The sequence below is a fragment of the Bradyrhizobium sp. DN3 genome, from assembly GCF_041357655.1.
Classification (GTDB): domain Bacteria; phylum Pseudomonadota; class Alphaproteobacteria; order Rhizobiales; family Xanthobacteraceae; genus Bradyrhizobium.
This window is the reverse complement of sequence record NZ_JAULLN010000015.1, coordinates 1-25,749: the sequence shown is the minus strand read 5'-3', so window position 1 is coordinate 25,749 and position 25,749 is coordinate 1. Positions and strand designations below refer to the sequence as shown.

At 64.0% G+C, this 25,749-nt stretch carries 23 protein-coding genes and 1 tRNA gene; 12 read left to right on the top strand and 12 right to left on the bottom strand.

Features of this window, described 5'->3' with window-relative positions:
- Nucleotides 1-150 precede the first annotated feature (150 nt).
- Nucleotides 151-1,143, top strand: a complete 993-nt coding sequence (locus tag AAE027_RS22005; RefSeq protein WP_370990126.1) for a ribose-phosphate diphosphokinase — start codon at nt 151-153, stop codon at nt 1,141-1,143.
- Here the strand turns inward: AAE027_RS22005 and AAE027_RS22000 are convergent.
- Entirely contained in the window at nt 1,055-2,185 is a 1,131-nt protein-coding gene (locus tag AAE027_RS22000; protein WP_370990127.1) for a hypothetical protein, read from the bottom strand. The two genes, AAE027_RS22005 and AAE027_RS22000, sit on opposite strands and share 89 nt — an antisense overlap.
- A gap of 235 nt (nt 2,186-2,420) precedes the next feature.
- Here AAE027_RS22000 and AAE027_RS21995 point away from each other — a divergent pair, with 235 nt between their 5' ends.
- The 4 genes from AAE027_RS21995 to AAE027_RS21980 all read left to right on the top strand — a co-directional run bounded on the left by AAE027_RS21995 (nt 2,421) and on the right by AAE027_RS21980 (nt 5,606).
- Nucleotides 2,421-3,131: a dienelactone hydrolase family protein gene (locus AAE027_RS21995; RefSeq protein WP_370990128.1), complete on the top strand. Its 711-nt coding sequence runs from the start codon at nt 2,421-2,423 to the stop codon at nt 3,129-3,131.
- Nucleotides 3,115-3,795 (top strand): phosphoribosyltransferase, encoded by a 681-nt coding sequence (locus tag AAE027_RS21990; protein WP_370990129.1) that lies wholly within the window; start codon nt 3,115-3,117, stop codon nt 3,793-3,795. The genes AAE027_RS21995 and AAE027_RS21990 overlap by 17 nt, the downstream gene beginning before the upstream one ends.
- The gene (locus AAE027_RS21985; protein ID WP_370990130.1) at nt 3,792-4,160 is read left to right on the top strand and encodes an HIT family protein; all 369 of its coding nucleotides are present in this window, start codon (nt 3,792-3,794) and stop codon (nt 4,158-4,160) included. The genes AAE027_RS21990 and AAE027_RS21985 overlap by 4 nt, the downstream gene beginning before the upstream one ends.
- Before the next feature lie 246 nt (nt 4,161-4,406).
- Nucleotides 4,407-5,606, top strand: a complete 1,200-nt coding sequence (locus tag AAE027_RS21980) for a CBS domain-containing protein (RefSeq protein ID WP_370990131.1) — start codon at nt 4,407-4,409, stop codon at nt 5,604-5,606.
- Nucleotides 5,607-5,723: 117 nt separating this feature from the next.
- Here AAE027_RS21980 and ligD read toward each other — a convergent pair whose 3' ends face one another.
- Together ligD and AAE027_RS21970 are read right to left on the bottom strand one after the other, a co-directional pair.
- Nucleotides 5,724-6,617: a non-homologous end-joining DNA ligase gene (gene ligD, locus AAE027_RS21975; RefSeq protein ID WP_370990132.1), complete on the bottom strand. Its 894-nt coding sequence runs from the start codon at nt 6,615-6,617 to the stop codon at nt 5,724-5,726.
- A 10-nt stretch (nt 6,618-6,627) separates the two neighbouring features.
- Nucleotides 6,628-6,981, bottom strand: coding sequence for a DNA polymerase ligase N-terminal domain-containing protein (locus AAE027_RS21970; RefSeq protein WP_370990133.1), 354 nt, complete (start codon nt 6,979-6,981; stop codon nt 6,628-6,630).
- Here AAE027_RS21970 and AAE027_RS21965 point away from each other — a divergent pair.
- Nucleotides 6,974-7,546 (top strand): uracil-DNA glycosylase, encoded by a 573-nt coding sequence (locus tag AAE027_RS21965; protein ID WP_370990134.1) that lies wholly within the window; start codon nt 6,974-6,976, stop codon nt 7,544-7,546. The two genes, AAE027_RS21970 and AAE027_RS21965, sit on opposite strands and share 8 nt — an antisense overlap.
- 110 nt (nt 7,547-7,656) lie before the next feature.
- Here AAE027_RS21965 and AAE027_RS21960 read toward each other — a convergent pair.
- A tRNA-Ser gene (locus AAE027_RS21960) sits at nt 7,657-7,746 on the bottom strand.
- Nucleotides 7,747-7,940: 194 nt separating this feature from the next.
- On the opposite strand from AAE027_RS21960, the gene AAE027_RS21955 reads away from it, so the two are divergent.
- Complete coding sequence (locus tag AAE027_RS21955) at nt 7,941-8,282, top strand: hypothetical protein (RefSeq protein ID WP_370990135.1); 342 nt, start codon at nt 7,941-7,943, stop codon at nt 8,280-8,282.
- Nucleotides 8,283-8,334: 52 nt separating this feature from the next.
- Here AAE027_RS21955 and pcaF read toward each other — a convergent pair whose 3' ends face one another.
- On the bottom strand, nt 8,335-9,543 hold the full coding sequence (gene pcaF / locus AAE027_RS21950) for a 3-oxoadipyl-CoA thiolase (protein WP_370990136.1): 1,209 nt from the start codon (nt 9,541-9,543) through the stop codon (nt 8,335-8,337).
- Between the two features lie 306 nt (nt 9,544-9,849).
- On the opposite strand from pcaF, the gene mutS reads away from it, so the two are divergent.
- Nucleotides 9,850-12,591 (top strand): DNA mismatch repair protein MutS, encoded by a 2,742-nt coding sequence (mutS, locus tag AAE027_RS21945; RefSeq protein ID WP_370990137.1) that lies wholly within the window; start codon nt 9,850-9,852, stop codon nt 12,589-12,591.
- Nucleotides 12,592-12,739: 148 nt separating this feature from the next.
- On the opposite strand, the gene AAE027_RS21940 is transcribed toward mutS, so the two are convergent.
- The 5 genes from AAE027_RS21940 to AAE027_RS21920 form a co-directional block, all read right to left on the bottom strand.
- Entirely contained in the window at nt 12,740-13,540 is an 801-nt protein-coding gene (locus AAE027_RS21940; RefSeq protein ID WP_370990138.1) for a hypothetical protein, read from the bottom strand.
- Nucleotides 13,541-13,718: 178 nt separating this feature from the next.
- Nucleotides 13,719-14,228 carry an OsmC family protein gene (locus AAE027_RS21935; protein ID WP_370990139.1) on the bottom strand — a complete coding sequence of 170 codons (510 nt, stop codon included), beginning with the start codon at nt 14,226-14,228 and terminating at the stop codon, nt 13,719-13,721.
- Between the two features lie 55 nt (nt 14,229-14,283).
- Entirely contained in the window at nt 14,284-15,069 is a 786-nt protein-coding gene (locus AAE027_RS21930) for an ABC transporter ATP-binding protein (protein ID WP_370990140.1), read from the bottom strand.
- A 4-nt stretch (nt 15,070-15,073) separates the two neighbouring features.
- On the bottom strand, nt 15,074-15,919 hold the full coding sequence (locus AAE027_RS21925; RefSeq protein WP_370990141.1) for an ABC transporter permease: 846 nt from the start codon (nt 15,917-15,919) through the stop codon (nt 15,074-15,076).
- Nucleotides 15,920-16,131: 212 nt separating this feature from the next.
- Complete coding sequence (locus AAE027_RS21920; protein ID WP_370990142.1) at nt 16,132-17,103, bottom strand: aliphatic sulfonate ABC transporter substrate-binding protein; 972 nt, start codon at nt 17,101-17,103, stop codon at nt 16,132-16,134.
- Nucleotides 17,104-17,290: 187 nt separating this feature from the next.
- Here AAE027_RS21920 and AAE027_RS21915 point away from each other — a divergent pair, with 187 nt between their 5' ends.
- Complete coding sequence (locus AAE027_RS21915) at nt 17,291-20,080, top strand: [protein-PII] uridylyltransferase (RefSeq protein ID WP_370990143.1); 2,790 nt, start codon at nt 17,291-17,293, stop codon at nt 20,078-20,080.
- A gap of 146 nt (nt 20,081-20,226) precedes the next feature.
- On the opposite strand, the gene AAE027_RS21910 is transcribed toward AAE027_RS21915, so the two are convergent.
- Nucleotides 20,227-20,757, bottom strand: coding sequence for a methylated-DNA--[protein]-cysteine S-methyltransferase (locus AAE027_RS21910; protein WP_370990144.1), 531 nt, complete (start codon nt 20,755-20,757; stop codon nt 20,227-20,229).
- A 40-nt stretch (nt 20,758-20,797) separates the two neighbouring features.
- On the opposite strand from AAE027_RS21910, the gene AAE027_RS21905 reads away from it, so the two are divergent.
- Together AAE027_RS21905 and AAE027_RS21900 are read left to right on the top strand one after the other, a co-directional pair.
- Entirely contained in the window at nt 20,798-21,214 is a 417-nt protein-coding gene (locus AAE027_RS21905) for a DUF1304 domain-containing protein (protein ID WP_370990145.1), read from the top strand.
- 146 nt (nt 21,215-21,360) lie between these two features.
- Nucleotides 21,361-22,587, top strand: coding sequence for an ABC transporter substrate-binding protein (locus AAE027_RS21900; RefSeq protein ID WP_370990146.1), 1,227 nt, complete (start codon nt 21,361-21,363; stop codon nt 22,585-22,587).
- A gap of 125 nt (nt 22,588-22,712) precedes the next feature.
- Here the strand turns inward: AAE027_RS21900 and AAE027_RS21895 are convergent, their stop codons facing one another.
- The gene (locus AAE027_RS21895) at nt 22,713-23,138 is read right to left on the bottom strand and encodes a DUF1330 domain-containing protein (RefSeq protein ID WP_091893856.1); all 426 of its coding nucleotides are present in this window, start codon (nt 23,136-23,138) and stop codon (nt 22,713-22,715) included.
- Nucleotides 23,139-23,306: 168 nt separating this feature from the next.
- Between AAE027_RS21895 and AAE027_RS21890 the strand changes: the two genes are divergently transcribed.
- Nucleotides 23,307-25,520, top strand: coding sequence for a transglycosylase domain-containing protein (locus AAE027_RS21890; RefSeq protein WP_370990147.1), 2,214 nt, complete (start codon nt 23,307-23,309; stop codon nt 25,518-25,520).
- Nucleotides 25,521-25,749 lie beyond the last annotated feature (229 nt).

Genomic DNA, 25,749 nt, shown 5'->3' with positions numbered 1-25,749 from the left:
GGCACCTCTCCCATACCGGGAACTCGGCATTGGCCTCATTTGTTCAATGGTGAGATCCCCTTGAAGCTGGGGTCTCGCGCTTGCAGCCCTGCCGACGCGGAAGTGATCCCATCCCGCTCGGGGCCGGTCATCTCGCGAACGGAGCTATAGATGGCGGAATTGGCCTGTCATTCCGAGATGCGGCTGTTCGCGCTGAACGCGACGGCCGATCTTGGCAAAGCCACGGCTCAGGCGCTGGGTTGGTCGCTTGCTGCACACGAGGAGCGTGAGTTCGAGGATGGCGAGCACAAGGCGCGCCCCCTCGATTCGGTACGTGGCACAGACGCATACGTGATACAAACCCTGCATAACGGGCCAAACCAGAGCGTAAACGACAAGCTCTGCCGATTGCTCTTCTTCATCGGCGCTCTCAAAGACTGCGGCGCCGCTCGCGTCACCGCGGTCGTGCCGTATCTTTGCTATGCGCGAAAGGATCGCCGCACCAAGCTCAACGACCCGGTAACGACGCGCTACATTGGCAGTCTCTTTGAGGCTGTTGGTACTGACGCCGTCGTCGCCCTCGAGGTGCACAATCCGGTTGCGTTCGAAAATGCCTTCCGCTGCCGGACCGTCGCCCTGACGTCGACAACGCTATTCGTTAAGTTTGCCGCGCAATTATTGGATGAAAGCTTCAGCGTGGTGTCTCCAGATCCCGGTGGCGTGAAGCGCGCACAACTCTTGCGAGAAGCGTTGGAAGCCACGCTGCATCGTCCGATCGGCAAGGGGTACGTCGACAAGCACCGCAGCGCCGGCGTGGTTTCGGGCGACCTCTTCGTCGGCGATGCAGCCGATGCGACAGTGCTCATCATTGACGACCTGATCAGTACCGGAACCACGCTGCTGCGTGCCGCGCAGGCGGCACGGCGCGCCGGCGCCCGTCGCGTATTGGCTTTCGTGACACATGGGCTATTCATGCCTGGCTCCGCCGAGGTCGTTGCGAATCCTGCCATTGAGCAGCTTGTCGTGACCGATGCGGTGCCCGTTCGAATTGACGATGCCGCTGCGCGCGCCAAGGTCAAAGTCCTCCCTGTCGCCCCACTGCTCGCCGAGACGATACGCCGGCTGCACGAGAACCGCGATCTCGCCGACCTCCTGGTTTTCTGAGCAATCCAACCAGCTTGATTGCGTCCGATGCCGCCAGGCGAAGATATTGGCGCGCGACCCGCGGCCACTTCTCGGGACTGCGCGGCTCGGGCTCGAGGAGATGGGCGATCGCAAGACGGGCGCGCAATGTTGCACGATGACACCGATAAAACGTCATTAGCTCGTCGCCCGGACTGTCCTTGAGTTCTTGCCGTATCCGTCGTGTAATGTACTCGCCGATCCATCCTGCCCCAAGGCGCTCGCATTCAAGGTCAAGGAAAGCGATCTCGTCAAATGGATCGACCGCACGCAGGCGCGGATTGAATTCGATGCAGTCAATGATGCGAACTGGATCGCCAAGCCAGATGTGCTCGGGCCGCAGGTCGCCGTGACCATCGATGATCTTTCGGCGACGGATGCGATCGGCGAGTAGGTCTGATCGGCGATCGAGGAAACGGCGTTGCATCTGGTCGATCCACTGTATCAGCCCCGCCGGCATCGCGAGCCGCCTGTCAAGCAGCACGCGCCGATTATAGTCGAGGCTTCGGTACCATTCGGCTAGTCGGACGGCCGACGAAATGAAGGTAGGCTGTGCGCGGCGATAGAACTGGGCAAGGACAGCGGCCAGCCGATCAAGCTCCCAAGTTTTGACATCCCCCTCAACAATGCTGTTATCCAGCATATTCCGCTCGTCGAGGCGACGCATCATGACGAGCCAATCCACCGCCTCCCCTGAGCCGCCGATGGCAAGCCCCTTGGGAGACCAGACCAGCGGCAGGACGTCGAGATATACGTCATGGGCGAGGCGGCGATTGAGGCGCAGCTCAGCCCGGCACGCGGCCTCACGTTTGGCCACGCTCGAAAAGTCAAGATATGGAAAGCGGACCGGCTTCTTCAGCTTGTAGGCTTTATCCCCGACGAGAAAGACCCATGACATATGGGTCTCGCGAGTGGTGATGGTGGCTGCGCCTTCCGGATACACATTTCGCCGGCTCAGAAAATGTACTTTGTCACGCAGCCGCAGCTCGCGGATTTCGCTCTCGCTCTGCTCTCGCGCTTCCATTGCTGGCGCCCATCAACGCTGCAGGAACGGCGCAGCCCCCGCTTTGCCGAGTTGCATTGATCGCCTGCACCTTAGAGGCCTTCATCCGCCCAATCTGGGCGAGCGATACCACAGGAGCGGTTCCCGCCCCGTCGCCGGGCGGCTTGTCGAAGCCGACGCGAAGGCCTTCCGGAGCTGCGAAACCAAAGCTGGCAGCGCCCGTTGGTAGCAAAGGGAATAAGAAGTGAGAGCGAAAATGGTTGCTCGTGCTCGACCGGGACAGAGCGGTGAGGTCCGGGACGTTTCCATTCCACCTAGTGGGCTTGCCGGTATATTACACATTCCCGAAGGCAGCCGTGCCGTAGTCGTCTTTGCCCATGGAAGCGGATCGAGTCGCTTCAGCCCGCGCAATACGGCAGTTGCCGCCGCTCTCAATCATCATGCGCTAGCGACCCTGCTGTTGGACCTCTTGACCGTCGATGAAGAAGCGAACCGCGCGAATGTATTCAACATTGAGCTGCTGGCCGACCGTTTGCTTGATGCGGTGCGCTGGCTGGATCAGGACCGGACCATGGCTCGGTTTGCGGTGGGTCTGTTCGGCTCGAGCACGGGAGCAGCAGCAGCGCTCATGGCAGCAGCCCGGCTCCGCAACCGAATCGGCGCTATCGTCTCGCGCGGCGGCCGTCCCGATCTCGCCGGCGATGCAATCGATCAAGTCAATGCTCCAACCCTCTTCGTGATCGGCGGCAATGACTTCGGGGTGATCGAACTCAATCAAGATGCATTTGCGCGGCTTCGAGAACCCAAGGCAATCGAGATCGTTCCGGGAGCCAGTCATCTCTTTTCGGAACCGGGAGCCATCGAACAAGTGACAGACCACGCAGCACGATGGTTCGCCCGTTACCTCACTCCTATGACTCCAGGAGCAGGTTCGAAGGCAGGACAGCAACATGCCGTTCAGAGATAGAATCGAAGCGGGTCGAAAGTTGGCGGCGCCCCTCGCCACGTACGGGAACCAGCATCCGGCCATTCTGGCGCTCCCTCGGGGTGGCGTGCCCGTGGCAGCTGAGGTCGCAGCCGCGCTGCATGCGCCGCTCGATCTCATCATCGTTCGCAAGGTCGGCGTCCCGTTCCAAAACGAGTTGGCAATGGGTGCCGTGGTAGATGGTGGCGCACCGATCGTGGTGCGCAATGATGATGTCATTCGGCTCGCAGGCATCAGCGAAGCCGATTTCCAAGCCGAGTGCCGCAAGGAGATTGCCGAGATAGAGAAGCGGCGTCAGCGCTATTTGGGAGATCGTCAACGTCTTGAGATTTCCGGTCGGACGGCAATCGTTATCGACGATGGCATTGCGACCGGCGCCACCACGCGGGCCGCCTTGCAGGCGACGCGAAAACGAAATCCAAGCCGGCTCGTCCTCGCGGTTCCCGTTGCACCGACCGAAATTGTCCCGCAAATGCGCGCAGAATGTGATGATTTCGTCTGTCTTGAGGAACATACCGCGTTCGCCGCCATCGGTTACTACTATCGGGATTTCGGCCAGGTCTCCGACGACGAAGTCCTCGACATGTTACGACGCTTTCCGATTTCGTCCGATCTGCGCCAGTCGCGGGAAAGAGCCCAGCAATGATCGACTGTCCTTTCTGCAAAATCGTCAGCGGCGAGATGCCGTCAGCGAAAGTGTATGAGGACGAGGAACATCTCGCCTTTCTCGACATTCGCCCGCAATCCCCCGGGCACACTCTCATCATCCCAAAGAAACACCAGCGCTGGGTCTGGGACGTACCGAACGTTGGCGCGTATTTCGAAGTCGTACGGACGGTTGCGCGCGCAATGCAGAAGGCGTTCTGCGAGGAAATACATTCCCGCATCATGGGCGAAGAGGTGCCGCATGCGCACATTTGGCTGTATCCCGCTCCAGGCAGGGCGAAAGGCGACCCGAGAGATTTTGAGCGGAATGCGAAAGCAATTCGCGACGCACTTGAGCCGCTATGATCCGGAGTTCTGGGCATCACCAGTAGCCTCACCCGTCATGCTCGCGGAACGTGATACCCGGGGGCAGCCCTCCAGAACTCATCGCGGATGACTACATTAGTATCAGGTGGACAACGTATCGCGTGAATATGCCAACAGGCGTCTTCGGCGCACACGATCGCAGACCGGCAACATCACGCTGAGGTTGGCCTTAGGAACAATGGTCCTCGACACGATGTTTCCCATGAACGCCATTGCGAGGCAGCGATGTTCCTGCACCGGATCAAAATCCTCACGCTCGCCGGGTTCACGATATGGATCGACATCTCGTGGCTCATCCTGGCAGCGCTGTTGATCTGGACGCTGGCGCTCGGCGAGTTCCCTCGCACAGTTCCGAATTTGTCCGCCGCCACATACTGGTGGATGGGATTCGCAGGCACGATCGGCCTGTTCATCTCGATCATCCTGCATGAGCTGAGCCATGCGCTGATTGCGCGGCGTTACGACATGCCGATTGCCGGCATTACGCTGTTCATCTTCGGCGGGGTCGCCGAACTGAACAAGGAGCCGAGCAGCGCCAAGGCAGAATTCCTTATGGCGATCGGTGGGCCGATCGCCAGCATGGTGCTTGGCACCATCCTGCTCCTGGTCGCCGCCGCAGGCGAGAAGACCATGTCCCCCGCCGCATTCGGCGTGCTCGACTACCTGGGCGGCCTCAATTGGATCTTGGCACTGTTCAATCTCATTCCCGCCTTCCCGCTGGACGGCGGACGGGTGCTGCGCGCTGGCCTTTGGGGCTGGATGAACGATTTTGGACGGGCCACGCGCATTGCCGCCGGCAGTGGCGAGTTCTTCGGCCTTGCCATGATCCTGTACGGCATCCTGGAATTCATCACCGGCAGCACAATCAGTGGCGTCTGGCTGTTCTTTATTGGCTTGTTCCTGCACGGCGCCGCCGGCGCGGCACGGCACGAGTTGACGCTTCGCCACACCTTCGGCGGGCTTCCCGTTTCCACGCTCATGCAACGCAATCCGATCGGCGTCGCCCCGGATATTTCCATTGCGGAATTGGTCGAGGATTACTTTTACAAGTACTACTTCAAGGCTTTTCCCGTGCTGCTCGACGGCGAACTCATTGGCTGCATCATGGCGAAGGATGTCCGCGATCTTGATCCCTCCGACACCACCCGGCGCCGCGTCGCTGATGTCATGCGCTCCTGCTCGCCGGAGATCATTGTCCCTCCGCATCTGGATGCACTGGAGGCGCTTGCAAGGATGCAGGGCGGTCGGCACAGTCGTCTGCTCGTGGTTGAACAGGGACGGCTTCTCGGCGTCCTGGCCTTGTCCGATATGCTTCAATACCTCTCGCTCAAGCAGGAGCTCGACCGAAACATGCAGGATCTGCCATGGAGCGCTGCCAAGACCCGTAATGCGCGATCTGCCCACTACGGGCATCCCGCCCGCTGACGCGCGAGCCAATGTCCAAGCAAATTCGCTCAGATTGCGTTTAGCGGATGGCAACAGGGAACGCATTGTCCGCAATTGCCCTTGATCCTTAAGTGGCTGAGGACTTCGGCCCGGTTCTCATGCGCGCTCCCGTCTGACTTGCCGCGCCGGCTTGTCGCTGCGCATGCCGAGAAACACCGGATGTCGCATCTCCCCCTCGCGGGTCCATTCAGTGAACTTGACCTGGCACACGAGCCGCGGCTTGATCCACGTGGTCCGGTCCTCGTGCGGAACGTCCGTAAACGGCTTCTTGTCTGTTCTCAACTTCATCATGCGCGCGTGCAGCGTCGCGAGCATCTCTCGGGAGAATCCCCCACCGCTGTGACCAACATAGACAAGCTTGCCCTTGTCGCACACGCCAAGCAGCAGCGAGCCAAAGTGCTGGCGGCTCCCGCGCGGCGCGGTGAAGCCGACGACAATGGCTTCCTGTTCCTGGTCGGCCTTGATCTTGAGCCAATCTTTCGTGCGCCTGCCCGAGTGGTAGAGACTTGCGGCACGCTTCGCGATAATGCCCTCCTCCCCCGCTCGTCGTGCTTTGTTGAACGCCGCCTTGCCATGCCGCTTTCTGTGTCCGCTGTAGTGGACGAGTGGGTGCCGGGTAAGGATGGCGTGCAAACGGTCCTTGCGCTCAAGCAACGGCTTGCGACGCAGGTCGCGGCCATCGAGGAAGAGCAGATCGAACACATAATAGCGGAGACGCGCCTTGCCTTTCAGGGCATTCTGCAGCAGCTGGAATCGGGATCTGCCCTCCGCGTCGAGCGCCACTAGCTCGCCGTCAATCACGGCATTGCGCTTGATGATATCGAGCGCTTCGGCGACTGGGGCATAACGCCTGGTCACGTCGTTGCCATTGCGCGAGTAGAGGGAGCCATTTCTGCCTCCGGTTTTTGCGACAAGCCGGAAGCCGTCCCATTTCGTCTCGAAGATCCATTCCTTGTCATCGAATGGCGCGTCGATGAGGGTCGCCAGCATTGGCCTGAGGTCACTTTTTCGCATGCGTCTTGATCAGCAGCCATTGCTTCGGGCTCTTCAGGCGCACGAGCGAATATGCCCCGCGAAGCTTGCTTCCCTTGAGAACGAAGCTCAGGCGTCCTCGCCGCAAGCCTGCTCGCATGGTTCGCTCGCTCTCTGCTGCGCTGGCCGCGCCCTCGGCTTCGTAAGTACCGCCGTCCCATTTTTCAACGAGCCCTGCGCGTCGAAAACTCGCGTCAATGACCGTCGGTTCCAAGGCGAATCGGCGGCCGGTCTTGGCGCTGTTGGAAATCAGTGGCGCGACGGCAGTTGATAGAGCCAGAGCATTTGCATTGCCAGGCTTGGCGCCGGAACCGATGGCCAAGGCACGCGTCGCCAATACACATCTCGATCACCGTCGTGTCGCGCCTGAAGGCCCGTTCCGACGACCGCGGCTCTACGTGGTTGGCGAGGCACCCGGCGCAGAGGAAGCTGCGCAGGGCAGGCCTTTTGTCGGTCCGGCCGGCAGGGCGTTGCGCGAGATGCTGGATGAAGCTGGGATCGATCCCCAACAGGTGCGTTTGGCAAACGCCATTCCTTTCCGGCCAATCGCGCATTCCAAAGATCGGAAGCCACGTAATCGCAGCCCAACAATCGAGGAAGTCGATCGCTATGGCGCGGCAGTGCTGATCGACATTCGGCGTTCCAGGCCAGGCGTGATCGTTGCTCTTGGCAGCACAGCGGCTCGCCTGTTCGGCCAGCCGCAATCGATCCGCGTGACGCGCAAGGCAAAGCTCCAATTTGAAGGTCACCCGCTCCGCATCACTTTCCATCCAGCTTACGTCCGCCGCTTCGGCGGACGGAACGGCGACGCCTGGCGTCACGCGGTCGCCGATCTACGCCGGGCCTGGAACGACTCGGCGGTTCATTTGGATCCAAATCGTGCTTGAGGATCTCGACAGGGCGTACTGCCGACTGCGGCGGGCGCAGTCGACGCATAGCAATGGGCTAACGAACCCAAGCGCGCGAAATCGTAGTTTGGCGCATGAAATCGCGCAAATGGCGGAGAGAGTGGGATTCGAACCCACGGTACGGTTTCCCGCACACACGCTTTCCAAGCGTGCGCCTTAAGCCACTCGGCCATCTCTCCGGAGCGCCCTCTCTTGAAGGGGCGCCGACGATTTTGCAAGGGATCGCGGGTAAATCGGGCGAATTTTCCGCAACATATTGTATTTACGAGAGAATATCTGATACCGATCGACGCCCGATCCGCCCGCCGGCTGAACCTGCGGCGGGTTTGGGGCGACGATTCACGTGAGGACGCCAAACCGCCAGGGGGATGCCATGACCGTCTGCAAGACCATCACTGCGCTGAGCCTGATTTCGGCCCTGGGTATCGCCGTCGCCGCGCCGGCGATGGCGCAGGTCTGCACCCGGCAGGGCGTTGACGTGAGCTGCGACGACGGGCGGCGTGGGGTGCTTTCGGGCGATGCCATCATCTGGCCGGACGGTACCCGCTCGAGCTCGACGCCGCATCCGAGCGTGATCATCGGCAACAAGAGCTCGGTGCATGTCGGGCCCGGCGTGTTCGTCGGCCAGGGCAAGGGCATCGTGCCGCTGGATGATCCCAACGCACCGAACAAGCGGCAGTGCGCGATTCTGGATGGCGTGTCGTATTGCTATTGAGGCACTCGTTTTCCTCTCTCCCCGAAAGAACGGGGAGAGAGATGGAAAGAGCTCAATTCAGCTTCTCGATCGCGACCGCGACACCCTGGCCGACGCCGACGCACATCGTGGCCAGCGCGAGCTTGCCGCCGCGCTTTTCCATGCCATGCACGGCGGTGAGCGCGAGACGGGCGCCGCTCATGCCGAGGGGATGGCCGAGCGCGATGGCGCCACCATGCGGATTGACGAAGTCGGCATCATCAGGCACGCCGAGCTGACGCATGCAGGCGATGCCTTGCGAAGCGAAGGCTTCGTTCAGCTCGATCAAATCGAAATCGCTGATCTTCTTGCCGAGCCGCTCCATCAGCTTGCGAGTCGCCGGCACAGGTCCAATGCCCATGATGCGCGGCGGCACGCCGGCCGAGGCGAGGCCGAGAATGCGCGCGCGGGGCGTCAGACCGTGCCTCTTCACCGCAGCTTCGGATGCGAGGATCATTGCGGCGGCGCCGTCATTGACGCCGGAGGCGTTGCCGGCAGTGACCGTGCCGAGATTGCGCACGATCGGCTTCAGCTTGGCGAGACCCTCCAGCGTCGTCTCGGGGCGCGGATGCTCGTCCTTGTCGACTGTGATGGGGCCGGCCTTGCCGCCGGGAATGGTGATCGGCGTGATCTCTTCCGCAAAATAGCCGGCCGCAATCGCCGCGCCCGCGCGCTGCTGCGAGCGGATGGCGAAGGCATCCTGGTCGGCGCGCGAGACCTGGAATTCCTCGGCGACGTTCTCGCCGGTCTCCGGCATCGCATCGACGCCGTACTGCGCCTTGAGCAGCGGATTGATGAAGCGCCAGCCGATCGTGGTGTCGAAGATCTCGGCCGAGCGCGAGAACGCCTCCTGCGCCTTGCTCATCACGAAGGGAGCACGGGTCATGGATTCGACGCCGCCGGCAATCGCAAGCTCGATCTCGCCGGAGCGGATCGCGCGCCCCGCAGCGCCGACCGCATCGAGGCCGGAGGCGCAAAGCCGGTTCAGGGTCTGGCCGGGAACCGAATCCGGCAAGCCCGCCAGCAACAGCGCCATACGCGCGACGTTGCGATTGTCCTCGCCGGCCTGATTGGCGCAGCCGAAGAACACTTCATCGACCTGGGCCCAGTCGAGATTGGGATGCTTGGCCATCAGCGCCTTGATCGGGGTAGCGGCGAGGTCATCGGCGCGCACCTTGGCGAGTGAGCCGCCGAACCGGCCGATCGGGGTCCGCACGGCATCGCAGATAAAGACGTCACGCATCGTTGTTCTCCCTGAATGCCGCGATCCGGCCCAAATTCTTCGATGTCCGCGGAGTTTTAGGAGGGCGCCCGCGGCAGGTCAATTGACGGTTTCGCGTGCGTTTTGCAGGGCCTGCCGTCCGCCACGCATGCCGCCGTGCGGACAACGTGGAAAACCTCGCCTCTCCGGCCAAAGCGATAGGAGCGAGGGGCGAAATTTTGTAGGTTGCGCCGCTTGGAGCGCGGTCAGAACCGCACTCCAAGGCTCTTGTTTTTTGACGCGTTTTCTTCACGCGAACCGGTGCCCACTTCACTCGAAAACGCTCTGATGACAATGCAACAGCCCATTCCCGCGCCAGAGCCCGAATCCACGCCCGCTCCGCCGGCGGAAGCCGCCGCGCGCGTGACGCCGATGATGGAACAGTACCTTGAAATCAAGGCGGCGCATCAGGGATTGCTGCTGTTCTACCGGATGGGAGACTTTTACGAGCTGTTCTTCGAGGACGCCGAGATCGCCTCGAAGACGCTCGGCATCGTCTTGACCAAGCGCGGCAAGCATCAGGGCGCGGATATCCCGATGTGCGGCGTGCCGGTCGAGCGCTCCGAGGATTATCTGCACCGCCTGATATCGGCCGGCCACCGCGTCGCCGTGTGCGAGCAGACCGAGGACCCCGCCGCGGCGAAAGCGCGCGGCAACAAGAGCGTGGTGCGCCGCGGCGTGGTGCGGCTGGTCACGCCGGGCACGCTGACGGAGGACACGCTGCTCGACGCGCGTGCCAACAACTACCTGCTGGCAATCGCGCGCGCCCGCTCTTCCGCCGGCGGCGACCGGTTTGGCCTTGCCTGGATCGACATCTCCACCGCCGAGTTCATGGTGACGGAGTGTTCGGGCGGCGAGCTTGCCGCGACGCTGGCGCGCATCAATCCGAACGAGGCGATCGTCACCGACGCGCTCTACAACGACAGCGAGCTCGGACAGACCCTGCGCGAGCTGCCGGCGGTGACGCCGCTGACCCGCGACGTCTTCGACGGTGCCACCGCCGAAAAGCGGCTGTGCGATTATTTCGCGGTCGCGACCATGGACGGGCTGGCGCAGCTGACGCGGCTGGAAGCCACGGCTGCGGCCGCCGCCGTCACCTATGTCGACCGCACCCAGGTCGGCAAGCATCCACCGCTGTCGCCGCCAGCGCGCGAGGCCTCGGGCGCGACCATGGCGATCGATCCCGCCACCCGCGCCAATCTCGAATTGACGCGCACGCTCGCGGGCGAGCGACGCGGCTCGCTGCTCGACGCCATCGACTGCACGGTGACCTCGGCCGGCTCGCGCCTGCTGGCCCAGCGTCTGGCGGCGCCGCTGACCGACGCGCCAGCGATCGCGCGGCGGCTCGACGCCGTCAGCACCTTCGTTGCCGATTCGGCAACGCGCGAAGACATCCGCAGCATCCTGCGCGGCGCGCCCGACATGTCGCGGGCGCTGGCCCGTCTCTCGGTCGGCCGCGGCGGGCCGCGCGACCTCGCCGGCATCCGCGACGGCATCATCGCAGCCGACCAGGTGCTGACGCGGCTGTCCGAACTCGACCAGCCACCGCACGAGATCGCCGCGGTCATGGCGGCGCTGCAAAAGCCGTCGCGCGAGCTCGCATCCGAATTTGCCAGCGCACTCGACGAGCAACTGCCGCTGATCAAGCGCGATGGCGGCTTCGTGCGCCAGGGTTACGAGCCTGCGCTGGACGAAGCCCGCAACCTGCGCGATGCCTCGCGCATGGTGGTGGCCTCGATGCAGGCCCGCTACGCCGACCAAACCGGCGTGAAGGCCCTAAAGATCCGGCACAACAACGTGCTCGGCTATTTCGTCGAAGTGACCGCGCAGCACGGCGACAAGCTGATGTCGCCGCCGCTGAATGCGACCTTCATTCATCGCCAGACGCTGGCGGGCCAGGTGCGCTTCACGACCTCCGAACTCGGGGAGATCGAGGCCAAGATCGCCAATGCCGGCGACCGCGCGCTCGGGCTCGAGCTCGAAATCTTCGAGCGGCTGTCCGCCAAGGCGCTCGAGATCAGTGAAGACTTGCGCGCCGCCGCGCACGGCTTTGCGCTGCTCGATGTCGCGACGTCCCTCGCCAAGCTTGCGGTCGACGAGAACTATGTGCGGCCCGAGGTCGACACCTCGCTCGGCTTTGCCATCGAGGCCGGCCGCCATCCCGTGGTGGAGCAGGCGCTCAAGCGCAATGGCGAGCCGTTCATCGCCAATGCCTGCGACCTGTCGCCAGCGCCTGGACAGAAGTCCGGCCAGCTCTGGCTGCTCACCGGTCCCAACATGGCCGGTAAATCGACTTTCCTGCGCCAGAACGCGCTGATTGCCCTGATGGCGCAGATCGGCAGTTTCGTGCCGGCGACGCGGGCGCGGATCGGCATCGTCGATCGCCTGTTCTCGCGCGTCGGCGCCGCCGACGATCTCGCCCGCGGCCGCTCCACCTTCATGGTCGAGATGGTCGAGACCGCGGCGATCCTGAACCAGGCCGGCGAGCGCGCACTCGTGATCCTCGACGAGATCGGCCGCGGCACCGCGACCTTCGACGGCCTCTCGATCGCGTGGGCCGCGATCGAGCATCTGCACGAGAGCAACCGCTGCCGCACGCTGTTCGCGACGCACTATCACGAGCTGACCGCGCTCTCGGCCAAGCTGCCGCGCATGTTCAACGCCACCGTGCGGGTGAAGGAGTGGCAGGGCAACGTCGTGTTCCTGCACGAGGTGCTGCCGGGCTCGGCCGACCGCTCCTACGGCATCCAGGTCGCCAAGCTCGCCGGGCTGCCGCCGGCCGTGATCACCCGCGCCAAATCGGTGCTGGCGAAGCTGGAGGCCCAGGATCGCGGCCAGACCGCCCGCGCGCTCGCCGACGATCTGCCGCTGTTCGCCGTGCCCTCGCGCGCCGCCGCGGAAGCCGCGCCGCCGAGCGAAGCGGAGCTTTTGATGGAAGCCGTGAAGGCGTTACATCCCGACGAGATGTCGCCACGCGAGGCGCTGGACGCGCTGTATGCGTTGAAGGCGAGGCTGCCGAAGCAGTCATAGTGCCGTAGGGTGGGCAAAGCGACTTGTCCGCCGTAGCTCGAAGAGCGAAGGCGGAAGCGTGCCCACCATGCAACGGCGAATCCGCAGGCAGATGGTGGGCACGGCGCGCGAAATGCGCGCCTTTGCCCACCCTACGAAGGGTCGAAGCTCACGCAGCCGCCAGCCGCTTCCTTCGCCCGTTCCACCACAGCGTCAGATTCCAGACGATGCAGGTGGCGAGACCCATGCTGAGGCCGATCGCGGAGCCGAAGTTTGCGGCGCCGACATGCATCACCGCAATCGCCATACCGAACCCGAGCAGGCCCCAGGCAGAGTTGGCGAGCACCGCGGCGGTCGGCGGGCCGCCGATGCGCGGATGCAGGATCACCATCATGCTGGTGAAGACGATCGGGTAGAGCGCGATGACGCCGGAGACCCGCGGGCCGACCCAGCCCGACGTCGAAACCACGATCGCGACCAGCGTCGCCACCAGCGCGGCGCGGAACGGAATGTCGTACCAGCGACGCGTGACCAACGGCATCTTCACGTGGCGGTACTTAGCGAGCAGCGGAATGCAGATGCCGAAGGCAATCAGGTTCACGGCGAGCCCGGCCGTCAAGGTCCAGTCGAACAGGCGGATGATGGAGGCCAGCACGATCCACACCGCAACTGCGCTGCCGGCACTCACCAGCAGATTGTTCCGCTGCGCCAGCACGACATAAGAGAGGCCAAGGACGATCGTCGCGGCGTTCACCGGAAGGCTCGACAGCGCGCCTTGCGCGATGAAGGCGGCGTCATGGTCGAGCGCGAGGAAGACATAGGAAGGCCCCGCCGAGATCGGCAGTGTCGCCACCAACGCGCCGATCACCGGGCCGGAGCGTTCAGTGATGATCGACGCCGTCACCACGAACGCCGCGGCGATCGCCATACGCAGGAGAAGGAAGAAGATGAAGTGGAGGTCGGGGGACATTTTTGGCTTCTTACCCTCCCCTGGAGGGGGAGGGTCGGCTCATATGGAGCGCAGCGAAATATGAGGCGGGGTGGGGTGACAGTCTCTCGACGGAGACGGTGCCCGAGTGGAGAGATCACCCCACCCCGCTCGCGCTGCGCGCGATCGACCCTCCCCCTCCAGGGGAGGGTACAGAGAGTCACATCTGCTGCATCGACACCGACACCTTCGGGCCGTTCTTGATGGTCTGATAGACCACGCAATATCGCTCGGTGAGTTTCAGCAACAGATCGAGGTTGTCTTGCGGCGCATCCGTGTCGACCTCGAAGCGCAGGCGGATCTCGGCGAAGCCGACCGGGGTCTCCTTGTCGACGCCGAGCGTGCCGCGGAAGTCGAGGTCGCCCTCGGCATAGACATTGCCGGTCCTAAGCGGCACCTCGATCGCGGTCGCAACCGATTTCAGCGTGACGCCGGCACAGGCGACCAGCGCTTCCAGCAACATGTCGCCGGAGCAGAGCTCGAGGCCGGAGCCGCCGGTGGCGGGATGGAGGCCGGCCATTGCGATGGCGCGGCCGGTCTCGACCTTGCACGCGATGCCGTCGCTGTCGGTCGAGCCCTTGGCCTTCAGCGTGATCAGCGCAGCCTTGGGATCGGTCTTGTAGCGCTCCTTGATCGGGGCCTGCATCTGGCGCAATTGGGCAGCGTCCATGTTCGTTCTCTCCCGGAAAGATTGCTCCTCGATGTACCGGCTTGAAGGCGAATTGTCACCACCACATGGCCTGACCGGGACCCTGGGTTGCGTCACGGTCGGGCACGCCGCGGTCGAGTGAACGGTCGAGCGATGTCAGCACACTTCGCTTGAAATTCTCGAACAGCGGCGAGTTGCGGTCGCGCGGCCGGCCCAGATTGATCTCGATCTGGTCGAACAGCCGGCCCGGCCGCGGCCGCATCACCAGCACGCGATCGGCGAGCACCACGGCCTCGTCGACGTCATGCGTGACGAGGATCAGGGTCGGCCGCGTGTCGGCCCAGAGGTCGAGCAGATGATCCTGGAGGTCGCGGCGGGTGAAAGCGTCGAGTGCGGAGAAGGGCTCATCGAGCAGCAACACCTCAGGCTGCGGCACCAGCGCGCGTGCGATCGCGACGCGCTGTGCCTGTCCGCCGGAGAGCTCGCGCGGCCAGGCCTGCGCCTTGTCAGTGAGCCCGACGCGCTCGAGCGCGCGCGCCACCTTCTCGCGCCGCTCGGCGGCGGGCAGATCGGCAAGACCGAAGCCGATATTGTCGGCAACGCTGAGCCAGGGCAAAAGCCGCGGTTCCTGGAAGATGATGCCGATCTTGGCGTGGGGCGAACTGATCGCCTCATCATCGAGCGTCACCGTGCCGGAGCTGGCGCGGTCGAGCCCGGCGATGGCGCGCAGCAACGTTGACTTGCCGCAGCCCGAGCCGCCGATAATGGCGATGATCTCGCCTTGGCGGATCTGGGCGGAGAAGCGCGCCAGCGCCTGCACGCCGTTGGGATAGGTCTTGCTGACCCGGTCGAGCGCGAGCATCGTCTCAAGCTCCTTTCGCGCGGGAGAAGGCGTCCTGCCAGCGCAGGAAGGGCGCGGCGGCAACCTCGATCAGCCAGTCCGTGAGCTTGCCGAGGATGGCGAAGATCACGATGGCCGCGAGGATCTGCGCGGGCTTGCCGAGCTGCTGGCCGTCGAGCAGGAGATAGCCGAGCCCTTCGGAGGCGCCGATCAGCTCGGCCGCCACCACGAACATCCACCCCAAACCGAGGCCGACGCGCAAAGACACGACATAGGCCGGCAGCACCGCGGGCAACAGGATGCGGCGAATCATGGCGACCCCGGAGAGACGGAAGGTGCGGCCGACCTCGACGATCTTGCGATCGACCGAAAGGATCGCGCCCATCACGCCGAGATAGACCGGGAAGAACACGCCGACCGCGATCAGCACGATCTTCGAGGTCTCGAAGATGCCGAGCCAGAGAATGAACAGCGGCACCCAGGCGAGCGAAGGGATCGCGCGCAGCGCCTGCACGGTCGGATCGAGCAACCGCCGCGCCAGCGACCAATAGCCGGAAATGGCACCTAACAGCGTGCCTGCGACGACGCCGAAGGCAAAACCGAGCCCGACCCGCCCCAGCGTCGCTGTGATGTGGCGGACCAGCTCGCCGGAGCGGGCGAGCTCCGTGATGGTGGCCAACACGCGCGAGGGCGGCGGCACCAGACGTCCGTTGGACCAGCCGAGCCAGACCACGAGCTCCCAGCCAAGCGCCAGCGTCAGCGGCAGCAACAGCCCCAGCATCGGTCGCGCATAACGTGCGACGCGCGAAGGCGCGGCAACGCTGTCGGCCGTATCAGAGGATTGTTGCAGGACTGGCGCGTCGGAGATCATGGTTCTAGCAAGCGCGTCTGGTCGGGGAATGCAACACTCCTATTGCCGCGTGCCCCGCCTGTCGTCCCGGGACCCATAACCACAAGGAGACGTGGTTATGGGGACTCGGAGTGACCGCCTTCGCGCAATAACCACGCTCGGTGGGTATGGGTCCCGGCCTACGCCGGGACGACAGCGGAGTTTGTTGCGCGCGCTTGCCTCTTCTCTGCGAACTAATTCGTCGGCAGCGGGACCTGGTCGTCGATCAGGGCGTCCAGCGTCGCCTTCACATCGACCTTGGCACCGACGACGCCGGCTTGCTGGAGCGCGAGGCCAGCGGCGAGGATCGACTCGCGCTGGGGCGCGCCGATGCGGTTGTGGGTCAGCTCGGTGCGCTCCTTCAGCTGCTTGTCGACGACGGCCTCCGGCAGCTTGGTCACCGCGATGAAGGTCTTCTTCAGCTCATCGTAGTTCGCCAGCGAATATTTGCGCGCGTCATCATACACCGCGAGCACGCGGCGGGCGGCATCCGGATAGTCCTTCAAGAACTGCTCGCGCGCATTGAGGATGCCCCAGGTGTTGGCGTCGGCCTTGCGATAGAACAGCTTGGCGCCCTCCTCGACCTCGGCCTGCGCCATCATCGGATCGAGCCCGGCCCAGGCATCGACGTCGCCGCGGATCAGCGCGGTCTTGCCGTCGGCATGCTGGAGCAGCACCGGCGTGATGTCCTTTTCGGTGAGACCCGCGCCAAGCAGGGCGCGCACCAGGAAGATGTGCGGATCGGTGCCGCGCGTCACCGCAACGCGCTTGCCCTTGAGGTCCGCAACGCTCGCGATCTTGGAATCCTTTGATGTCACCAGCGCCGTCCATTCGGGACGCGAATAAACGTAGATCGATTTGATCGGGTTGCCGTTGATGCGGGCGACCAGCGCCGCCGAGCCCGCGGTCGAGCCGAAATCGATCGAGCCGGCGTTGAGGAATTCGAGCGCCTTGTTGGAGCCGGCCGACTGCACCCAGGTGATGGTGATGCCATCCTTGGCGAACTCCTTCTCCAGCAGGCCCTTCTGCTTCAGGACCATCGAAACCGGATTGTAGGTCGCCCAGTCGATGCGGATCTCCTTGAGCGGATCCGCCGCCCGTGCCGCAGGGGTCATTGCGAGCGCGACGGCTCCCGCCAACAGAATGCGTCGTGTAATCCTGGTCATGCCCAACCCCTCCAAAACTTCATTGTTTTTCAAGGAGTTATGTCTAGAGGTCAACGAGAAAATCCGTCCCTTGCAAGCGCGCGGCCCGAGAAGGGATTTGCCCAAAGCCGCAGCTTTCCAGCATGGAACGGCTATTGCCAGAGAATGGCGGGTGACAGCGCCTGCCGCCTCTTATATCCGGTGAGACATGGACAGCGTCGCGATTGAGCAGAAGCCAGAGACGGATGACCGCTTCGACACCGCGCGGATCACCGCCGCGGTCGATGCGCTCGCCGAAAAGCACGAGGGCCGCGAGGACACGTTCCGCACGGCCATGGCGCAATTGCTCAAGGCCGAGCTGATCGCCTCGCGCGCCGCGGCACAGGCGATCCTGCTGAAGGACCGTCACGGCCGCCGCTGCGCCGAGCGGCTGTGCCATGTCCAGGACGAGATCATCCGCATCCTCTATTCAGCGGCAACGCGGCATCTCTACCGCTCGCCGATCCCGAGCGGCGCCGAGCGTATGGCGGTGGTGGCAACCGGCGGCTATGGCCGCGGCCTGATGGCGCCGGAATCCGACATCGATCTCTTGTTCATCCTGCCCTACAAGCAGACCGCCTGGGGCGAGCAGGTCGCCGAAGCCATCCTCTACTGCCTCTGGGACATGGGGCTGAAGGTCGGCCACGCCACCCGCTCCGTCGACGAATCGATCCGCCAGGCGCGCGGCGACATGACGATCCGCACCGCGATCCTTGAGACGCGCTTCCTGACCGGCGACAAGCCGCTCTATGACGAATTGGTAGAGCGCTTCGACAAGGAAGTGGTGCAGGGCACGGCGTCCGAATTCGTCACCGCCAAACTCGCCGAGCGCGAGGAGCGACATCGCCGCGGCGGCCAATCGCGCTATCTGGTCGAACCCAACGTCAAGGACGGCAAGGGCGCCCTGCGCGACCTGCACACGCTGTTCTGGATCGCAAAGTATGTCTATCGGGTCCGCGACACCGACGAGCTGGTCGAGCGCGGCGTGTTCGACGCGCAGGAATACCGCAGCTTCCGCCGCTGCGCCGATTTCCTCTGGTCGGTGCGCTGCAATCTGCATTTCTACTGCAATCGCGCCGAAGAGCGCCTCTCCTTCGATCTGCAGCGCGAGATCGCGGTCCGACTCGGCTACACCTCGCATCCCGGCATGCAGGACGTCGAGCGCTTCATGAAGCATTACTTCCTGGTTGCCAAGGAAGTCGGCAACCTCACCGCCATCCTCTGCGCCAAGCTCGAGGACCAGCAGGCCAAGCCGGCGCCGGTGCTGAGCCGGATGATGGCGCGGCTGCGACCCAGCACCGTGAAGCGGCGCGTGCCTGATAGCGACGACTTCATCGTCGACAACAACCGCATCAACATCGCCGCGCCCGACGTCTTCAAGCACGATCCGGTCAATTTGATCCGCATCTTCCGCCTGGCGCAGAAGAACAACCTCGCCTTTCATCCCGATGCGATGCGCGACGTGACGCGCTCGCTCGGCCTGGTCAACGGGACCTTACGCGAAAATCCCGAGGCCAACCGGCTGTTCATGGAGATCCTGACCTCCAACGACGCCGAGACCGTGCTGCGGCGGATGAACGAGACCGGCGTGCTCGGGCAATTCATCCGCGCCTTCGGCAAGATCGTCTCGATGATGCAGTTCAATATGTATCATCACTACACCGTCGACGAGCACCTGATCCGCTGCATCGGCTTCCTCCAGGACATCGAACGCGGCGGCATCGAGGAGTTCGCGCTGGCCAGCGATTTGATGCGCAAGACGAGGCCCGAGCACCGCGCGGTGATCTACATCGCGACGCTGCTGCACGACGTCGCCAAGGGCCGGCCCGAGGATCACTCGATTGCCGGCGCCAAGGTGGCGCGGCGGCTGTGCCCGCGGCTCGGCTTCAGCCCGGCCGATACCGAGCTGGTGGCCTGGCTGATCGAGGAACACCTGACGATGTCCACGGTGGCGCAGTCGCGCGACCTTTCGGATCGTAAAACGATCGAGAACTTCGCCGCCGTGGTGCAGTCGGTCGAGCAGATGAAGCTCCTGACGATCCTCACCACCGCCGACATCCGCGGCGTCGGCCCGGGCGTGTGGAACGGCTGGAAGGCGCAGCTGCTGCGCTCACTCTATTACGAGACCGAGCCGGTGCTCACCGGCGGCTTTTCGGAAGTCGATCGCGGCAAGCGCCTCGCCGCCGCGTACGCCGAATTCCGCATGGCCTTCGCCGAATGGCCGGAGGACGAGCTCGATGCCTATATCGGCCGGCACTATCCGGCCTATTGGCTCAAGGTCGAGCTGCCGCGCAAGATCCGCCATGCCCGCTTCGTCCGCTCCAGCGAGCAGGCCGGCCACAAGCTCGCGATCAATGTCGGCTTCGACGAGGTGCGCGGCGTCACCGAGCTCACGATCTTCGCGGCCGACCATCCCTGGCTGCTGTCGATCATCGCCGGTGCCTGCGCCTCGGCCGGTGCCAACATCGTCGACGCCCAGATCTACACCACGACCGACGGCCGCGCGCTCGACACGATCTCGATCTCCCGGGAATATGACCGCGACGAGGACGAGGGACGGCGCGCCACGCGCATCGGCGAGATGATCGAGGACGTGCTGGAAGGCAAGCTGCGCCTGCCGGAGGTTGTGGCGCGGCGCACCGTGCGCAGCAAGGCGAAGCCCTTCGTGATCGAGCCGGAAGTGACCATCAACAACCAATGGTCCGACCGCTACACCGTGATCGAGGTCTCCGGTCTCGACCGCCCCGGCCTGCTCTACGAGCTGACCACGGCGATCTCGAAGCTCAACCTCAACATCGCCTCGGCCCATGTCGCGACCTTCGGCGAGCGCGCGCGCGACGTGTTCTACGTCACCGACCTGCTGGGCGCGCAGATCAACGCGCCGACGCGGCAGGCCGCCATCAAGAGCGCGCTGACCCATGTGATGGCCGGCGACAAGGCGGTGCAGCCGGCGGCGTGACCCTCGTCCGTCATTCCGGGGCGCGCGTAGCGCGAGCCCGGAATCCATTCATCCGCAGAGTCGGTGGCGCGATAGATTCTCCGGTGCGCAATTGCGCACCCATGGCTCGCCGCTCCGCGGCACCCCGGAATGACGAGAGGAGAGAGCTAAACCTCCACCCCTTCATGCCGCAGCAGCCAGCGCTTGCGCTCGAGCCCTCCGCCGTACTTCACCAGTGAGCCATCCGCGCCGATCAGGCGGTGGCAGGGCAGCACCACGCTGATCGGATTGGAGCCGTTGGCGTGGCCGACGGCGCGAATGGCTTTGGGCATATCGATCCTTGCGGCAAGCGCGCCGTAGCTCATCGTGGTCCCGGTGGGGATTTGCGCGAGCGCGGTCCAGACCTTTTGCTGGAACGACGTGCCGGCAATGCGCCATGCGATGGCCGAGAGCTGGCCGAGATCGCCTTCAAAATAGCGCGACAGCGCAGTCCGCATCTGCGTCGGCGCAGGCTGATCGATGAGGTCCACCGCGCCATAATGCAGGCGCAACAGCTTGCGCATGCGGTGCTCGTAGTCTTCCCAATCGAGCGCGCGCAACACGCCCTCGGCGTCGGTGACGAGCAGGGCGATGCCGATCGGCGTCGCCAGGCGATCGAGACCGAAGCGTTCAGGCGTTTTGGTTGATCGAGCGGGCATTGCGGCACCGTTGCATCGAAATACGTCCGTCGCACTTGCCATGCCGGCCGTGCTAACGTCCACCCGAAAGCTGACGCTTTTGGGGGAGCTCAACTTGAATTTGATCGCCAATCTTCTGGTGGCGCTGGTCGCCATCCTGCATGCCTTCTTCCTGATCCTGGAGATGTTTCTCTGGGACAAGCCGCTGGGCTTGAAGGTGTTTCGCAACACGCCTGACAAGGCCGCGATGACGAAGGTGCTGGCCGCCAATCAGGGCCTCTATAACGGCTTCCTCGCCGCCGGCCTGCTCTGGGGTCTCGTCCACGGCAATCCCGCCTTCGCGTTCCAGATCAAGGCGTTCTTCCTGCTTTGCGTGATCGCGGCCGGCGCTTATGGCGCCGCGGCCGTCAGCACACGCATCCTGATGGTGCAGGCGCTGCCGGCGGCGATTGCGCTGGTAGCATTGTTCCTGGCCTAGCTTTTGGCCTGAGACGCTACGGCGCAGCGCCGTGATCCTTGCGCGGCGGCGAACGTTCCTCCACAATCTTCGGCAGCGATGGCGACCGTTGCAATCAACGGACAAAGACCATCGATCGAAAATTCCGTCAGGAGGAACGACCCAATATGACCAATCGCAGAGCCTTCCTAGCTGCCACGACGGCCCTCGCCTTCGCGTTCTCAGCGAGCCAAGCCCTCGCCCAGAAGAAATACGACACCGGCGCGAGCGACACCGAGATCAAGATCGGCCAGACCGTCCCGTTCTCCGGCGCCTATTCCGTCTACGCCAATATCGGCAAGACCCAGGCCGCCTATTTCAAGATGATCAACGATCAGGGCGGCATCAACGGTCGCAAGATCAATTTGATCCAGTATGACGACGCCTATTCGCCGCCGAAGACTGTCGAGCAGGTGCGCAAGCTGGTCGAAGGCGACGAGGTGCTGTTCACTTTCCAGCTGATCGGCACCGCTGCGAACGCCGCCGTGCAGAAATATCTCAACGGCAAGAAGATCCCGCAGCTCCTCGCCTCGACCGGCGCGGCGCGGTTCAACGACCCGCAGAACTATCCCTGGACCATCGCCTATAATCCCAACTACGTGTCCGAGGGGCGCATCTACGCAAAATACATTCTCGCCAATCATCCCAACGCCAAGATCGGCGTGCTCTACCAGAATGACGACATGGGCCGCGACTATCTCGCGGGCCTCAAGAGCGGCCTCGGCGACAAGGCCGCCAGCATGATCGTCGGCGAGGTCTCCTATGAGGTCACCGACCCGACCGTCGACTCGCAGGTGGTCAAGCTGAAATCGATGGGCGTCGACCTGTTCTACGATGCGTCGACGCCGAAATTCGCGGCTCAGGCGATCAAGAAGCTTGCCGACCTCGGCTGGAGCCCGGTGCATATCCTCGACATCAATGCGAGCCCGGTGTCGGCGACGTTGAAGCCCGCAGGCCTCGACATCTCCAAGGGCATCATCTCCACCAATTACGGCAAGGACCCCGGCGATCCCCAGTGGAAGGACGATCCGGGCGTGAAGGCCTTCTTCGCCTTCATGGACAAGTATTTTCCGGAAGGCGACAAGCTCAACACCGTCAACACCTACGCCTATTCGGTGGCCGAGCTGCTGGTGCAGGTTCTGAAGCAATGCGGCGACAACCTGACGCGTGAGAACGTCATGAAGCAGGTCGCCGGCATCAAGGGCTATACGCCGAGCCTGGCGCTGCCCGGCATCAAGATCACCACGGGCCCGAACGACTATCGCATCAACAAGCAGATGCAGATGATGAAGTTCAACGGCAAGCGCTGGGAGCTGTTCGGACCGATCATCGCAGACACCGGGCCGTCGGGTTAGTGTGGTCTCGTAGGGTGGGCAAAGGCGCGCAGCGCCGTGCCCACCACCTCTCCACGATCGCATGAGACGTGGTGGGCACGCGCCGGAATGCGCATTCGCGCACTTCGGCGCTTTGCCCATCCGCACTACGAAGGTATCTCGCCAAAGTTCTTCCCCACCGGCAGCACCGCGTGGCGGATCAGCCGGGAATCCTCCACCGCTGCCTGCCTATGCTTCACCGCTTCGCGATAGACGGGATCGCGGATCATCTCGACGAAGGCAGCAACGCTCGGGTATTCGGCGATGAAGCAATGGTCCCAGCGCTCGTCCTGCGGGCCGATCAGCATCAGCTCGAATTTGCCTTGCCAGACGATGCGGCCGCCGAGGCGCTCGAACACCGGGCCGCTCTCGCGGCCATAGGCCGCATAGGCTTCCGCGCCACTGGCCTTGCGGCCGTCCGGATAGGCCGCCTCCTTGCGCAACCGCACCAGGTTGAGCATGTGGATCGGGCCCGGGCGGTCGTTGTCCCGGAATTGCGCGAAGATCTCCTTGGTCGGATCGATGTGGCCCATGCGAGTTCCCTCTTTCTTGATGCGGGCGATCCTAGCTCCGGCGCCTCAGAAGCGGAACTGCGGCCGGCGAATGCCGCACCTCCTAATCGCGCGTTAAGCTTTGTGTAACCGGGCCTTAAACAGCGACCGCTAGCGTGCGGCGGGGCGGGCTGACCGGGCGTTTTGCGTATGGCGTGGGGAAAGAAAAAGGGTGGGCGGAAGGAGCCGTTGTTCGGCTTGCCCGCGGCGCTCGCCGATCTGCGCCTGACCGCGGCGGACCGCATTCCCGGCGGCGAGGACAAGCCAAAGAAATCAGCGAAATCATCCGCCAAGCGCAAGAGCGAGGATGCAGGCGACGAGCCGCCGCCGCGCGAGCGCAAGGCTCCGGCCGGTCGCAGCGGCGCGAAACGCCGATCGAAATCGCGCGGAGGCCTCAGCCTCGGCCGCCTGGTCTATTGGGGCGCGGTGCTCGGGCTGTGGGGCGTCATCGCCGTGATCGGCGTCGTGGTCTATGTCGGCGCCCATCTGCCGCCGATCCAGTCGCTGGAGATCCCCAAGCGCCCACCGACGATTCAGATCGTCGGCATCGACGGCAGCATACTGGCGCAGCGCGGCGAGATGGCCGGCGCCAATATCGCGCTGAAGGATTTGCCGCCGTACTTACCCAAAGCGTTCATCGCCATCGAGGACCGCCGCTTCTATTCGCATTTCGGCATCGACCCGGTCGGCATCCTGCGCGCCCTCGTCACCAACGTGCTCCATCGCGGCGTCTCGCAGGGCGGCTCGACGCTGACGCAGCAGCTCGCGAAAAACCTGTTCCTGACCCAGGAGCGCACCATGCAGCGCAAGCTGCAGGAGGCGGAGCTGGCGATCTGGCTGGAGCGCAAGCATTCCAAGAACGAGATTCTGGAGCTCTATCTCAACCGCGTCTATTTCGGCTCCGGCGCTTACGGCGTCGAGGCCGCGGCGCAGAAGTATTTCGGCAAGTCGGCCAAGAACGTCACGATCGCTGAAGCGGCCATGCTGGCGGGCCTCGTCAAATCGCCCTCGCGCCTCGCACCGAATCGTAATCCCGAAGGCGCCGAAGCGCGCGCGCAAATCGTGCTGACGGCGATGGCGGATGCAAAGTTCATCACCGACGCGCAGGCCAAGGCCTCGATCGGCCATCCCTCCTACGAGGTGAAGCCGGTCGGCGCCGGCACGGTCAATTACGTCGCCGACTGGATCGGCGAAGTGCTGGACGACCTGGTCGGCCAGATCGACGAGAGCATCAAGGTCGAGACCACGATCGATCCAAAGCTCCAGAGCGTGGCGGAAGCCGCCATCATCGACGAGCTCGCGGCCAAGAGCGTGAAGTTCAACGTCAGCCAGGGCGCACTGGTGGCGATGGCGCCCGATGGCGCCGTGCGCGCCATGGTGGGCGGGCGGAACTATTCCGAGAGCCAGTACAACCGCGCGGTCACGGCGAAGCGCCAGCCGGGCTCCTCGTTCAAGCCGTTCGTGTATCTCACTGCGCTCGAGCAGGGGCTGACGCCGGATACCGTCCGCCAGGACGCGCCGATCGAGGTCAAGGGCTGGAGACCTGAGAACTACACCCACGAATATTTCGGCGCGGTGACGCTGACGCAGGCGCTGGCGATGTCGCTCAACACGGTTGCCATCCGCCTCGGCCTCGAGGTCGGGCCGAAGAACGTGGTGCGCACCGCGCACCGGCTCGGCATCTCCTCGAAACTCGAGCCCAATGCCTCGATCGCGCTGGGCACCTCGGAAGTCTCCATGGTCGAGCTGGTCGGCGCCTATGCCCCCTTCGCCAACGGCGGCCTCGCGGTGACGCCGCATGTCGTGACGCGGATCAAGACGCTGGGCGGCAAGCTGCTCTACATGCGCCAGCCGGACGAGCGCAATCAGGTGATCGATCCCCGCTATGTCGGCATGATGAACTCGATGATGCGGGAGACGCTGATATCAGGTACCGCCAAGAAGGCCGAGATCCCGGGCTGGCCGGCGGCCGGCAAGACCGGCACCAGCCAGGATTACCGCGACGCCTGGTTCATCGGCTACACCGCCAACCTCGTCACCGGCGTCTGGCTCGGCAATGACGACAACTCGCCGACCAAGAAGGCGACCGGCGGCGGCCTGCCGGTCGAAGTCTGGACGCGCTTCATGCGCACGGCGCACGAGGGCGTGCCGGTGGCGGCCTTGCCGAATTCACAAGCCAGCTGGGGTCTGTCGAACCTCGCGCAGGCGGCCTCGCAGGTGTCACCGCCGACAGCGGCAGGACCAGCACCGGCGAACAATGGCGGCTATCGCCCGCCGTCCCCCACGCGCGCCAATGTGCGCCCCGAGGCAGCCGCAGGGCTTGATGGCTGGCTGATGGACCGCCTGTTTGGCGGGAATCGATAGCTTGGGGCTGAGGGCCTTGGGCCCCTCGAAACAAAAACTGCGAAAACAACCCCATGCACAGTAGACGGCAATCGCCGGCGCGATGCGCGGCTGATGATGCGAAGCGTTTGATGCGGCGGGACTAAACGAGCGAGACGCGCAATCGTCGCGAAGTGTGGCGAAAATCGAGCGAGATGATCTTCCCCCAAAAAAGTGGACGGCGTTCAAGCCGATTTTAGCTCCATCTCGA

Excerpts from the sequence above, each read along its gene's own strand:
- AAE027_RS22005 (WP_370990126.1), top strand. The coding sequence starts at position 151 with ATGGCGGAATTGGCCTGTCATTCCGAGATGCGGCTGTTCGCGCTGAAC.
- AAE027_RS22000 (WP_370990127.1), bottom strand. The coding sequence starts at position 2,185 with ATGGAAGCGCGAGAGCAGAGCGAGAGCGAAATCCGCGAGCTGCGGCTG.
- AAE027_RS21995 (WP_370990128.1), top strand. The coding sequence starts at position 2,421 with ATGGTTGCTCGTGCTCGACCGGGACAGAGCGGTGAGGTCCGGGACGTT.
- AAE027_RS21990 (WP_370990129.1), top strand. The coding sequence starts at position 3,115 with ATGCCGTTCAGAGATAGAATCGAAGCGGGTCGAAAGTTGGCGGCGCCC.
- AAE027_RS21985 (WP_370990130.1), top strand. The coding sequence starts at position 3,792 with ATGATCGACTGTCCTTTCTGCAAAATCGTCAGCGGCGAGATGCCGTCA.
- AAE027_RS21980 (WP_370990131.1), top strand. The coding sequence starts at position 4,407 with ATGTTCCTGCACCGGATCAAAATCCTCACGCTCGCCGGGTTCACGATA.
- ligD (WP_370990132.1), bottom strand. The coding sequence starts at position 6,617 with ATGCTGGCGACCCTCATCGACGCGCCATTCGATGACAAGGAATGGATC.
- AAE027_RS21965 (WP_370990134.1), top strand. The coding sequence starts at position 6,974 with ATGGCCAAGGCACGCGTCGCCAATACACATCTCGATCACCGTCGTGTC.
- AAE027_RS21955 (WP_370990135.1), top strand. The coding sequence starts at position 7,941 with ATGACCGTCTGCAAGACCATCACTGCGCTGAGCCTGATTTCGGCCCTG.
- pcaF (WP_370990136.1), bottom strand. The coding sequence starts at position 9,543 with ATGCGTGACGTCTTTATCTGCGATGCCGTGCGGACCCCGATCGGCCGG.
- mutS (WP_370990137.1), top strand. The coding sequence starts at position 9,850 with ATGACAATGCAACAGCCCATTCCCGCGCCAGAGCCCGAATCCACGCCC.
- AAE027_RS21940 (WP_370990138.1), bottom strand. The coding sequence starts at position 13,540 with ATGTCCCCCGACCTCCACTTCATCTTCTTCCTTCTCCTGCGTATGGCG.
- AAE027_RS21935 (WP_370990139.1), bottom strand. The coding sequence starts at position 14,228 with ATGGACGCTGCCCAATTGCGCCAGATGCAGGCCCCGATCAAGGAGCGC.
- AAE027_RS21930 (WP_370990140.1), bottom strand. The coding sequence starts at position 15,069 with ATGCTCGCGCTCGACCGGGTCAGCAAGACCTATCCCAACGGCGTGCAG.
- AAE027_RS21925 (WP_370990141.1), bottom strand. The coding sequence starts at position 15,919 with ATGATCTCCGACGCGCCAGTCCTGCAACAATCCTCTGATACGGCCGAC.
- AAE027_RS21920 (WP_370990142.1), bottom strand. The coding sequence starts at position 17,103 with ATGACCAGGATTACACGACGCATTCTGTTGGCGGGAGCCGTCGCGCTC.
- AAE027_RS21915 (WP_370990143.1), top strand. The coding sequence starts at position 17,291 with ATGGACAGCGTCGCGATTGAGCAGAAGCCAGAGACGGATGACCGCTTC.
- AAE027_RS21910 (WP_370990144.1), bottom strand. The coding sequence starts at position 20,757 with ATGCCCGCTCGATCAACCAAAACGCCTGAACGCTTCGGTCTCGATCGC.
- AAE027_RS21905 (WP_370990145.1), top strand. The coding sequence starts at position 20,798 with ATGCCGGCCGTGCTAACGTCCACCCGAAAGCTGACGCTTTTGGGGGAG.
- AAE027_RS21900 (WP_370990146.1), top strand. The coding sequence starts at position 21,361 with ATGACCAATCGCAGAGCCTTCCTAGCTGCCACGACGGCCCTCGCCTTC.
- AAE027_RS21895 (WP_091893856.1), bottom strand. The coding sequence starts at position 23,138 with ATGGGCCACATCGATCCGACCAAGGAGATCTTCGCGCAATTCCGGGAC.
- AAE027_RS21890 (WP_370990147.1), top strand. The coding sequence starts at position 23,307 with ATGGCGTGGGGAAAGAAAAAGGGTGGGCGGAAGGAGCCGTTGTTCGGC.